We start from the raw sequence: 10,496 nt of genomic DNA, 5'->3' as shown, positions 1-10,496 counted from the left end.
TGGTTTTCCTTTCCGTTGGCCCCGGCTCTGACCAGCCGGGGCCGACTGCTATCGGTGAGCTATCTGGCCGTGCTCGGCGCAGATCACGTATTGGCCGTTCATGGTCGCGACCGTCCAGGTTTGGTCATTGCACTTGGGGCACAACACGTTTTCGTTCGGCCGGATCCAGTCATTGACCGGCAGGACGTAGTGCGGCTCAAACCGTCGGATCTGCACCGCCAGCCGGGCGATCCCCTCCTGCCCCTCCCGGATCATCTCGGCGATCCATGCGGGTCGCTCCGGCTCGGGCGACGGGTCCTCGTCGTTGGTGTTGCGGCACCATGGGCAATCGGCCGCAGCTGAATACCCCGCACCGCACGCGCAGGGCCGATCGCGCGGGGCGGCAGGATCACCCACCACCGCCCCGCCAGCCGCCGCCGCGCCCATGGTGGCGGCGGCACGTCGAGCGCCCGTGTGGTCCATCGGGCAGAGCACCTCGGCCGCCAGGTCGATCCCGCCCGCGATGGCGCGGAACAGTCCACATATCAGGTTCACGCGGCGTGCTTTCTACGCCAGATCCCATACCGGGCGCAGCGCTTGCACTTTCGGCGCCTGCAGTCGTCGCCGCCGCACAGTTTGCGTTGGGCGATCAGGCTCTCGATCAGTCGAATCACCATTCCTCCGGTTCGTTGATCGAGAAGACGAATGCCGAGTGGCTGCCGTCGTGATCCTTGACGCGAGCGCACGAAACGTGCAGATCATCCCCAAAGTGCTTGTATGGTCCACGATCTCCGCAAAGCGGGTTGACCGCGCCGGGAATGTTCGTGCCACACGTCGCCTGTCCGCAGAAGTGCGGCAGTTCCGAGTGGCCGCGCATCGGCGGACCCATCTCCGTTGTTGGCGGCCAGTCGGTGACCGGTTCGAGGTATCTCGTCATGCGGGCACCGCCTGGCGTGCCGCGGTCTTCCGGGGCTTGCGCGCGGTGGTCCGCTTGACGGGTGCGCGCTTCGCCGGTTTGGCCGCTTCGGTCGGAACTACCAAGCGGTTCACGGTGGATACGATCGCCGACTCGGGCGTCGGATCCACCTCGGGTTCTGGCTTCGGGAACCACCGGGACGACTCCCATAACGGCGGCGTCTCGGTGTCGATCCTCACGGGCATGATGACGCCGATGAAGCTGGTGCCGACCGATACCAGGATCGGTTTGGTGGGCGCAGTCGTCTTCATGACCATTTGTCGCGCGTTGTGCACGCGCCCAAGTCGGGCCAGATAGGACGGGTTGACGCCGATAGTCCGCGGCGATGCGCTGTCACCTTCTCCGTTGGAGTGGCCAGTGACGTACTTGCGCCAATCCGGGAACTGGTAGCCGTTGAGCCTCGGGACGGTCAGCGACTCGCCGCCCGTGAAACCGAACGTCACCTTATCGTCGGTAGCAGTGATGGTGACCTCGGAGAATACTGCCTTGCACGACTTGGCCAGCTTCGAAACCATCTGCGCCCGTGGCAATTCGAGCAGCAATTGGAACTCAGGCCCAGGACCGCTGTAGTCGGCCATCGATGCGCCGATGGTGAATCGGTCGGTTGCGACGGCGATCAGGTTCTTTGGCGTCGACTCCAGCCTGATCGCGTTGAGCATCGGCAACGTGCTATCGCGGCAGGCGAACAGCGCAGCGTCGTCGATGATGCGGCCCAGTTCGGCGGCCGCGATGGTCCCTTGTTCCGTGCTGTCGTTATCGCTCAATGTGATTCGCCTCCGGTGGGTGGTTGGACGGGCTTCGGCTTGCTTCCCCTGTGGTCGACCACTGCGCGCCAGGCGCCGAACAGCGCGAGCGCCAGGGCGATGACGAGAGTGGCGACGTTAAGCACGGCGGTCATTCGGACGGCTCGGCGTCGGTTTGCATCAGGTAGATCCTCAGTGCCGCATGGACGCTGGAGACCACCACGAGGGCCGTCGCGCCGGTGATGAACAGGACAGCCGTGGTCACAGTCGGCCACCGAACAGCGTGGCGAGCCGGAGACGCTTCGGCATCTGCATCCGACCGTGCACAGCCTCTGCCCGGGCCAGCAGCTCGGCGCGTGGCAGCGGACGCATGGCCAACGTGGTCAGGTCCGCATCGGCGTCATAGGTCGCCGACTTCACCGCCCAGCAGCCACCACCCCAGTCGGGTCCCATCGTGACGTCGGGATCAAACGCGGTGTGGTCGCCGCGGTAGTGGAGAACGTCGATCACTGGCCGTCTCCGCTCTTGCGGTAGCCGGCGTCGTAGAGCTTGCGGGCAGCAACCTTGGTGTCAGCGACCGTGCAGGGGTTTGCCTCCCAAGACGCCCCGGGGTGCCGGGTCGCGAAAAGATCGCGTGCGAATGCCTCGATCTCGGTCTCGCGCTTGGCATTCCTGTCGAATTGGGCTGCCCAGTCCTCGGCCAGGATCTCAAGTCGGCTCGCGGTGTACGCCGTGCCTAATGGGTTTTTGGCCCGGTCGTTGACGTCGCGGAGAACCTTGGCGGCCGCGCGGGCGCGCTCGTGCAGTGGCAGCGACTCGAACGCGGGGATGATGGTGCCCGGACCAAACACCGTGGCAAACGTGGTCGTTCCGCCGAGCCCGCCGCCTGCGCCTCCCGCCGCGGTCACTGCTCGGCTCCGGCACGCTCGGCGGCGACCGGCACGCCGACGCCGTTACGCCGGGCCGCTGCCTGCTCGGCGCGATACAAGCCGACCGCGGCCACCATGGCGTCCCACTGCTTCCAGTCGTCGTCGATGAAGAGGACCAGGTGTCCACCGCTGGAGTCCTCAGTGTGGATGGCTTGGAATTCGCAACCCGGATCGCCAAGGGTGACGATCCTGGTAACCCTTGGCTGATGGCTAGTTACCTGCATTGCCCTGCTCTTTCTGTGCGTTGGCCGCAGCCTGTTGAATGATCGTGAGCACCACGCCCACAACCGTTTTGAGTTGCCTGGAGACGCCTGCCGCCCGCCATCCGTAGGCCAGCAGAACGAGCAGCGACAGGCTGGAGACGATGAGATTTGCGGTGATCACGCTGACTTCGGCTCGTAGCTCTTGGACTTCATCAGCGCGTCAAGCTCATTGAGGTCTATTCGGTATTCGCGGCCCTTGCCGATCGGATATGCCGGAAGCTCACCGTCTTTCACCAACTGCTTGATCAGGGCATCGGACTTGAGTTCGATATGCTCCGCGGCCCGACGCGGTGTTGCCCACCTCGGGTGGACGGGCTCGTCGGCGGTCATGCTGGCTCCGGCCACGTGATGAGACTTGAGCGCACGACAACTGCTGTCGCCCCGAAGAACTCGATCAGCTTGGCTCGTTCTCGCGCCGACGACTTCGATCGGTACTCACGCTTGGTGGACGGCCAGAAGAACTTGCTTCCGTATCGGGCAACCCATTCTTCGTCGGGGTCCCAGCCTTCGGGCTGCCAGTCCTCGTTGATCCAGCTATATTCCTCGCCGTCGACATCCTCGAATATCCAGGCGCCTTCGGGGTATTTCACGATCTCGACGCGGTACAGGTAGTAACCGCGCGAGGACGGCCGATGCTCGGGGTCGATCCCCTGCAGGACCTTGACGAGGTTGCGCACTTCATCAAGCGTCAGAACGACATCTGTGTGATCGCCCGTATTCGTCACGCCAAGGTGCACCAGATCCAAGCCTCCAACTTCACCGAGGGAGACATGAACCCGGCGCGTTCCGTCAGCGACGACGTCGGTCAACTGTGCGTAGTGCGTGAACGTGTCGGCCATGGGTTAGACCGCCTTCGGGAAGGTGTCGCGAGTCCAAGATCCGCCGGGTGGGCGCTGAAACTTGGTGAGCTTGCGACCTTCTCGCCATGCGTTCCACGCCATGATGAAGAACCCGATGTAATCGCGATCAGACACTTTCAGCTTCTGCTCGCGGATCCGCTCGAATCGCTCGCGCAGTGTGAGAATGGGATCGCCAGCATCCAGACCGACGCCGGTGATCAAACCGCTGGCGAATTCCCGCGCGGCTTCGCCGTCGATCAAGTACAGCCTCAGCAGAACGGCGAGAGTCAGGCTCGGTCGGCACTTGACGCGGCTAAGTCGACCCGTGCAAATCTGCTCCATCAGCCCGATTTCGGTCGGGTGGGTGGCTGCCCACTCGATCACCTGCGGGTTGCTGACGTTGTTGATGACGCGGTCCGTGAAGAAGTGGTCGGCGGACCATTCGATGTAGACGCGGATTGCTCCGACGATGACCCGAGATGATGAGCTGTTGACAATGCCATCGAGCGAGAGCTGATCGCCGGCAGAACGCTTCCTGCCTTGGTCCATCGTGTCCTGAGTCTTCGTCGGGAGTCCACGGACGACCAGGAACGGGATTGCGGGAAAATCGTCGGGCATCCGCGATAGCGCGGTGAGCCGATGCTGGCCGTCGAGCAGAACGTCATCGACGCTCCACTTGATGGCTTCGCCGTTGTACTGCCAACGACCGGCGCGCATTTCGGCCATCAAGCGTTGTACGTGCAGTTCGGAAATTGGTCGGTTGCGAGTGTTCTTCGCAAGCACCCGGCGTGCCATTGCGGGGTCGACGTAGATGATCGACTGCGAGGGCTTCTCGGGAAACCGATCGTTGATGTTATGAACAGTCATGGGGTGTTACCCTTCGAGTTGTTGGATGACGCCCGCGAGGGCGTCCCGGGCACGGATCAGATCGCTCAGGTTGGCGCCGACGATCTGGTCCTTGTTCTTTTTCATGCGGTCGTCCCCGGTGAGGCGAACAACCCTCTCGACTGACTTGCGCAGCTCGTAGCTGGCCGAGCCGAAAGCATCTGGTAATGGCCGACGACGCGGAGACTGCGCCGCAGGGCGGCTCTCCGAGTTGGGAGCCGTCGCGGATTCGAACTGCTCATCCGACAGTTCAGCCATCTCGGCGATCTGTTCGTCGGTGGCGGCGGAATCGTCTGCCGGAACGCATGTCTCGCAGCCAAATCCGTCGCAGTCGCGGCAGACGATCTCGGCGTCGATAACCGAGTCCAGCTGCGGCGCATCTGGCTTCGGCTGCGGTTGCCGACGTTCGCGCCCGTCTTGACCGAGGGTCTTTCGGTTGGGGTCAACTGATGCATTTGCATCAGTTGCTTGGTCCCGCGCCACTGTTGATTGGTTGACTCCGAGCGTGTCCGCGATGGCCCGACCTGACATGCCCGCGTCAGCCAGTTTGGCGACAACCGCACGCCGCTTTGGTGCGGGCAGCTTCAGTCCGCCCAGTTCGCATTCGCACCACTCGGCCCATGAGGAATATGCCAGCGCGACCCACACGCGGCCCCGGAATGCCAACACCACGTCGGCGATCGGAAAGTCGTTCACCCACTGGCGAATACGGCCGGTGACAGCTTCGGCCTCGTCGGCGGTGAGGTCCGGGCGATCGTCGCAGTCCTCGAACTCGACGGTCAGGCCGTCATCCGCAAGGGCGACGTCTGTGGACACTACGCAACCACCTTCGGGTGGCGCGCACGGCGGGGCTCGTACTCGGTGTCTATCTCGTCAGCGGAGACCCCGAGAGCGCTGGCGATTGCGACCAACATCTCGGCGCTCGCACCACGAAGGCCGTTCTCGATCGCACTGATGGTGCCGCGTTCCACCTTCTTGGGGAACTCGAACTCCGCGTTGATGTGATCGCAGACGTCCTGAAGGGTCTTCCCCGCCAACTTCCTACCCAACGCGAGTGGGATGACGGGGACTGAAACAGGCTTCCGCTGATTTCGATACTTGGATCGCGATTGGGACCGGTTTGGGGCCATGGCCCAACTATAGGGCAAACAACGCTCCCAATCAACAGATAATTGGGGCAAACATATCTCTAGCAGCAAAACGACATCGGTGTAAGCCTTGCCGCTGGACGTGGGCAGATTGAGATGTTTGCCGTGATGGGCTGTTGTTTGCCTAAAAAATTGGGCATTGTTAGCCCTATGGACTTGGAGCGCTTCGGCCGGATCGTCCTCAGTCGTCGCATCGAACTAGGGCTGACACAGGAGGAAGTGGAGAGAAATGGAGGACCGACCGACACGACCCTCGGCAAGATCGAGAACGGTGAGTGGACTCCCGGAAATCGGAAGACCACTCTCCGAAAGCTCGATGTCGGGTTGCGCTGGCGCGACGGATCGGCTCAGCGCACCCTGGCCGGGGGGCACCCGGAGAATCTCACGGACGTGCCGCCACGGCCATCGCATGTCGAACCGGCCCCCGAAGACGATCCTGTTGTGAGACTGGTTGACATCGTCAACGCGAACTGGCTGAGGGCCGAAGCCGTAGTCAATCAAGCGATGGAATTGGACTTACCCGAATCGTTTCTGCATCGGATCCGAAGCTTGGTACGAGGGTTTGGGGCATACCTGGCCGAGGAGATAACCGGCCTGGCGGCACCCCGCGCCGAACGCGACGAAGCGATGGCCGAACTGTTTCGCAGGAGAGATCGAGCCGACCAACTGCTACGACAGAAGGAAGAACACAATGCCAACATTCATGATCGTGATCAAACCCCGTCGTCGGGAACACCGCCGGAAGGCAACCAAATCCAGGAGGTAGGCGACGATCAGGACGATGCGGAGGCGTCCAGGCGCCCATCGAGCAGCCGCCACCCGCCGTCAGGGGATCGGGCGCACCCGTCGCCGCCGTCCGACGATGCGAGCCAGTCCGTGGCACGCATTCGCTCCCATATTTCGCGCGCGACGGATGCGCACAAGATCCGCGAGGACTAGCGACGCCTCTGGGAACGTCCAGGTTTCGGGGGCAATAATGTCCATCTCTTCGGCGATACGCCGGAGGACGCGGCACAATTCATCGTCAAACACGTTGCGTTCCTGGGATTTCAAAGGAAAAGCGGCCACCCCTCGTGACCGCTGAACACACGTTAAACCTGCTGTCCCAACTTTGGGAGACTGTTCCCAAAGAATTTGGCGTTTCGCAACACTTCACACATGCAATGCCACAGCAACCCCACAGCAAACGGTCAGTTGATTCGCGCAAATGTCAAGTGCGGCATAACATTCCCGCAGATGGGACTCACCCGTCGGTATATCGATGAGAGGACGCCGCTATGCGAGCGCTCAGCCTGTGCGTAGCAGTCGCAGCAATGACAATCGCCGCCGCCGCACCGGCGCATGCTGACACCGCCGACATCGTGTTTGTTGATGCGATGAATCAACACGGCCTCGGATGCGGCCAAGGCGCGATCAAATGCGACGACGACTCAACCCTGACGCACGTCGGGAGGTCCATCTGCTACGACATCGATGTCAACGGTGACAGCCCCGTCGAGGCTGCGCAGAAGCTCAAGGGCATCGCAGGTGACTACATCAGCGTCATACAGGCATATGAGGCGGTCGGCATCGCCATTGGGGCGTACTGCTCGTGGGACCAGTCCAAGATTCCATCGGCCGGCTAAGCCATCAGTTCGGCCAGGGTACCCATCGCTTCCATGTGCCGGGTCCGGTCGGCGTGCGCGTAGTTCCGCTGTGCGTCCACCGATGCGTGGCCCAGGATCTCCATGCGCGTCTGCTCGTCGACGCCGGCCGCGCGCAGCAGCGTCGCCGTGGTGTGCCGTGAGTTGTGCGGCGGCAGTGACTCAGTCGGTCCGATGACACCGGCGGCGCGAAATACGTTGCGCCATATGTCGTAATCGTCGCGCGGGTCGATCGGCTTGCCGTTGCGGTGCCACACCAGATCATGCGGGTTGGGTCCCGACTTGGCGAGCAGTTGTTGTATCGCGACGTGCAGCGGCGGGATCGCCGGGACCACACGGTAACCGGCCTCGGTCTTCGGCCGGGTGAACAACAACGAGCCCTCGCACACCTCGTATTCGAAGTGCGCGGGCAGGTCCCAGCGTCGCTGCGGGCACGCCCACGCTCGAGTCTTGCCGCACGGCCAGTAGGGCGGCTTGGTCGGCTTGCGATCGGATCGACTCAGCGGCGACGGCTCGGCCAGGGGCTCGCCGCAGCCGTGATCCTGCGTGAGCGACTGGAGTTGCCACGCGAACGTCAGCAGCGGCTTTGCCGGGTTGTCGACGTATGGGCGCCGCAGGCCGAGCAACTCCCCGCGGCGCGCACCGGTCAGGAACCCGGCCGCGATGCGGGTGGCGTCGACCTCGTCGCACGTCTTGAATGCGGTGGCGATGATGTGCTTGGCGACGTCGGCCTCGAACCCGTCGCGCTTTTTCTTCAGGTAGACCGGTTTGTCGACGAGTTCGGCGACGTTGCGCACCGCGACACCTTCGCGCACAGCGTCCTTGAGCGCCTTCTGGAGAATGACGTGCGCGAGCTCGGCGGTACGGCGCGGACCGATCGCGGCGTGTAGGTCGCGCACGTGCTGAGGGGTGAGCTTGTCGATCCGCTTGTTGCCGATCGCCGGGGTGATGTGGTTGCGGATGCAGCCCCGGTAGTCGTCGAGGACGCCCGGCCGCACCTTGCGCTTGGCGTGAATGTTCTCGATCCAGTGATCCAGCCACTTCGCCAGAGTGGTGGTCGCCGTGGTGGCAATGCGGCCCTCGTCGACGTCCTTGCGGAGCTGCTGCAGTTTCTTGAGCGCGGTGTTGCGGTCGACCGACGACACCCACTTGTAGCGGCGTTTGCCATCCTTCATCGGGAGTTCCACGCGGCCCATCCACTTGCCGTCGCCACGCTGGAAGAACGCGCCGTCGCCACGCGTCCGGCGGGTGCCTGCCTTCGCCATATTTGGTAGACCACCTAACTAACTCGAGTTCACCCTATGGGTTAACCCTAAGGTGTTGATCAATACCGATCAATATTGGCAATCCGTCGGCTCTACCAGGGAGTTTGACGAGCTTATGCCTGGTGTGCAGCGTACCACCCAGTGACTCTTAATCAGCGGGTCCGGGGTTCGAAACCCTGACGGCGCACAACGAAAAGCCCCAGTGACCCTGGGGCTTTTTTCGTTTGCGGACATCAGCCGGCCTGATAGCGCTCTCCGATACTCTGCTCGGCTTCCTCCAGCAGCATTTCCACAGCGCCTGCGAGATGGGCTGCGGCATAGCCGCGGTCGCGGTACTGCTCACTCTTGAACCGGTTGAGCTCTCGGCGTAGCTCGTTAAGGGTTTCGTCACTCACGTGAGCCATGTGACCTCCAGATGGGTGGGTGAACGGCGACTCGCACCGGCACCACTGGCGCGCCGATGCGAGTCGTCGGAAGGTGTCAGAAGACGGTCAGCGAGCCTCGACCTTGGCCTGACCGTCGGTGTAGGTGATGGTTCCGTGTTGGAACTGCGACTGCCATCCGCCGGGGATCGTCTCCTCGTCCGACGTCGGATATCCCAGGCGGCCGCCCGCGCCCCCGTCGCGCTCCCACGCGTCTCGGATACCGCCCCACACGATGTGAGCCCCGGTCTGCGGCGTCCAGTAGATCGCGCCGCCGTTGAAGGTGCTGAACTGCCCGCCACCCGGCGCAGGAGCCTCACTCGCAGTCGGCAGGCCGAGCGGGCTGCTCGCGCCGCCGGTCGCGTTGTACTTCTGCAGGATGATGCCCTGCACGACGAACGACCCGCTGGGCGTGACGATCGTGGTGCTGTCCGCCGGGCCGGTGTTCGGTGCGCCGGGCGCAGGCCCGCCGGGGGCGCCCGGTTCGCCGGGCGCACCGGGAGCTCCGGGAGCGCCTGGAGCCCCAGGGGCACCGGGAGCTCCCGCGTTGCCGGGCGCGCCAGGTTCGGCGGGCGCACCTGGGGCGGCGGTTCCGTCGGCGCCCGGAGCAACCGACTCGCCCGGTGTTGCTGCGCCGGATTCGGCGCCGGTGGTTGCTTCGCTGGCCGGCCGGCTGGTCTCGCTGCCCGACCCCGTGGAATTGTTCGAACACCCGACGCCAAGAGCGCCAGTAGCGGCAACTGCGATGATGCCGGCAAATCTCAAATATGTTTGCTGCATTGCAGATCTCCCCTTGTCACACGGCTCGTCCGTGTTGCGATTCCGCTCGAATCCCGGCGCGTCTCCCCCGGCCAAGATCCGCTTGTGACCTTAGCTGGCGACCCATGCGGTAGCAACCACTGGGACAATAAGAGCCGATCACGACCCACTCGGACCTCGGTTCGAGCGCTCCGCACGATTCGCCGGAGAGGCAGCGGAATTACGTTGTGCAACAGCAGAAACGCGAATCGACGCAGCGGATTTTGCGTAGCTGAAGGATGAATTCTGAACTCCATCATCAGACCCAGAGCAATCTCACAGCAAAATCGATCACGATGGGCGAAACGGTGGTCGGATCAGTCGCGCCACCCGCGCGATAGGTGTCAGCAATCAGCTGGCGATTGCGATTAGCCGCTTCGGCCGGCCCGAAATCTGATGCACCGCCCGACGTCGCGAATGTGCTAACGGAGGACGAACGTCACCTTGCGCCAGCACATACCGCAAGACGTTTACGCTGACGATAGTTACTGATTGGTAATGGTCAGTGCATTGATTCGCTGGTCAGAGGGTAGGAATGCTGATACTCTGCAATTAGCTGTATTGCCGAGATCACAGGACTCAGGCGCTGATTGCGAGAAAGCGAGG

Annotated in this window: 18 protein-coding genes; 2 read left to right on the top strand and 16 right to left on the bottom strand. The window is 63.1% G+C overall.

The features are described 5' to 3' along the window. Positions 1–48: 48 nt before the first annotated feature. The 13 genes from RMCB_RS33795 to RMCB_RS33750 all read right to left on the bottom strand — a co-directional run bounded on the left by RMCB_RS33795 (position 49) and on the right by RMCB_RS33750 (position 5,651). Positions 49–534: a hypothetical protein gene (locus RMCB_RS33795; RefSeq protein ID WP_062832210.1), complete on the bottom strand. Its 486-nt coding sequence runs from the start codon at positions 532–534 to the stop codon at positions 49–51. A 115-nt stretch (positions 535–649) separates the two neighbouring features. Then, entirely contained in the window at positions 650–916 is a 267-nt protein-coding gene (locus RMCB_RS33790; protein WP_131805604.1) for a hypothetical protein, read from the bottom strand. Beyond that, positions 913–1,719 (bottom strand): hypothetical protein, encoded by an 807-nt coding sequence (locus tag RMCB_RS33785; RefSeq protein ID WP_062832208.1) that lies wholly within the window; start codon positions 1,717–1,719, stop codon positions 913–915. Before RMCB_RS33785 ends, RMCB_RS33790 begins: the two co-directional genes overlap by 4 nt. After that, positions 1,716–1,853: a hypothetical protein gene (locus tag RMCB_RS36200; protein ID WP_165606364.1), complete on the bottom strand. Its 138-nt coding sequence runs from the start codon at positions 1,851–1,853 to the stop codon at positions 1,716–1,718. Before RMCB_RS36200 ends, RMCB_RS33785 begins: the two co-directional genes overlap by 4 nt. Positions 1,854–1,959: 106 nt before the next feature. Beyond that, positions 1,960–2,208, bottom strand: a complete 249-nt coding sequence (locus RMCB_RS33780; protein WP_062832207.1) for a hypothetical protein — start codon at positions 2,206–2,208, stop codon at positions 1,960–1,962. Next, positions 2,205–2,606 carry a hypothetical protein gene (locus tag RMCB_RS33775; protein WP_062832206.1) on the bottom strand — a complete coding sequence of 134 codons (402 nt, stop codon included), beginning with the start codon at positions 2,604–2,606 and terminating at the stop codon, positions 2,205–2,207. The genes RMCB_RS33780 and RMCB_RS33775 overlap by 4 nt, the downstream gene beginning before the upstream one ends. Beyond that, positions 2,603–2,851, bottom strand: a complete 249-nt coding sequence (locus RMCB_RS35925) for a hypothetical protein (protein ID WP_131805603.1) — start codon at positions 2,849–2,851, stop codon at positions 2,603–2,605. The genes RMCB_RS33775 and RMCB_RS35925 overlap by 4 nt, the downstream gene beginning before the upstream one ends. Next, positions 2,838–3,011: a hypothetical protein gene (locus RMCB_RS36195; protein WP_165606363.1), complete on the bottom strand. Its 174-nt coding sequence runs from the start codon at positions 3,009–3,011 to the stop codon at positions 2,838–2,840. Before RMCB_RS36195 ends, RMCB_RS35925 begins: the two co-directional genes overlap by 14 nt. Next, positions 3,008–3,220 carry a helix-turn-helix domain-containing protein gene (locus RMCB_RS33770; RefSeq protein WP_062832294.1) on the bottom strand — a complete coding sequence of 71 codons (213 nt, stop codon included), beginning with the start codon at positions 3,218–3,220 and terminating at the stop codon, positions 3,008–3,010. The genes RMCB_RS36195 and RMCB_RS33770 overlap by 4 nt, the downstream gene beginning before the upstream one ends. Beyond that, positions 3,217–3,729 (bottom strand): hypothetical protein, encoded by a 513-nt coding sequence (locus RMCB_RS36755; RefSeq protein ID WP_062832205.1) that lies wholly within the window; start codon positions 3,727–3,729, stop codon positions 3,217–3,219. The genes RMCB_RS33770 and RMCB_RS36755 overlap by 4 nt, the downstream gene beginning before the upstream one ends. Positions 3,730–3,732: 3 nt before the next feature. Next, on the bottom strand, positions 3,733–4,455 hold the full coding sequence (locus RMCB_RS33760; RefSeq protein ID WP_062832293.1) for a hypothetical protein: 723 nt from the start codon (positions 4,453–4,455) through the stop codon (positions 3,733–3,735). Positions 4,456–4,602: 147 nt separating this feature from the next. After that, positions 4,603–5,430, bottom strand: a complete 828-nt coding sequence (locus RMCB_RS33755) for a helix-turn-helix domain-containing protein (RefSeq protein ID WP_062832204.1) — start codon at positions 5,428–5,430, stop codon at positions 4,603–4,605. Then, entirely contained in the window at positions 5,430–5,651 is a 222-nt protein-coding gene (locus RMCB_RS33750; RefSeq protein WP_234792341.1) for a helix-turn-helix domain-containing protein, read from the bottom strand. The genes RMCB_RS33755 and RMCB_RS33750 overlap by 1 nt, the downstream gene beginning before the upstream one ends. A gap of 261 nt (positions 5,652–5,912) precedes the next feature. On the opposite strand from RMCB_RS33750, the gene RMCB_RS33745 reads away from it, so the two are divergent. Both RMCB_RS33745 and RMCB_RS33740 read left to right on the top strand, forming a co-directional pair. Then, on the top strand, positions 5,913–6,701 hold the full coding sequence (locus RMCB_RS33745) for a helix-turn-helix domain-containing protein (RefSeq protein WP_062832203.1): 789 nt from the start codon (positions 5,913–5,915) through the stop codon (positions 6,699–6,701). A 374-nt stretch (positions 6,702–7,075) separates the two neighbouring features. Continuing rightward, positions 7,076–7,387: a DUF732 domain-containing protein gene (locus tag RMCB_RS33740; RefSeq protein WP_062832202.1), complete on the top strand. Its 312-nt coding sequence runs from the start codon at positions 7,076–7,078 to the stop codon at positions 7,385–7,387. Here RMCB_RS33740 and RMCB_RS33735 read toward each other — a convergent pair. From RMCB_RS33735 to RMCB_RS36325, 3 genes are all read right to left on the bottom strand, one after another. Next, on the bottom strand, positions 7,384–8,670 hold the full coding sequence (locus tag RMCB_RS33735) for a tyrosine-type recombinase/integrase (protein WP_062832201.1): 1,287 nt from the start codon (positions 8,668–8,670) through the stop codon (positions 7,384–7,386). The two genes, RMCB_RS33740 and RMCB_RS33735, sit on opposite strands and share 4 nt — an antisense overlap. Before the next feature lie 233 nt (positions 8,671–8,903). Beyond that, positions 8,904–9,074, bottom strand: a complete 171-nt coding sequence (locus RMCB_RS33730) for a hypothetical protein (protein WP_165606362.1) — start codon at positions 9,072–9,074, stop codon at positions 8,904–8,906. An 87-nt stretch (positions 9,075–9,161) separates the two neighbouring features. Further along, on the bottom strand, positions 9,162–9,872 hold the full coding sequence (locus RMCB_RS36325) for an LGFP repeat-containing protein (RefSeq protein WP_062832200.1): 711 nt from the start codon (positions 9,870–9,872) through the stop codon (positions 9,162–9,164). Positions 9,873–10,496 lie beyond the last annotated feature (624 nt).

It is taken from the genome of Mycolicibacterium brisbanense, assembly GCF_001570425.1.
In the GTDB taxonomy this organism is placed as follows: domain Bacteria; phylum Actinomycetota; class Actinomycetes; order Mycobacteriales; family Mycobacteriaceae; genus Mycobacterium; species Mycobacterium brisbanense.
This window is presented reverse-complemented; position numbering and strand designations above follow the sequence as displayed.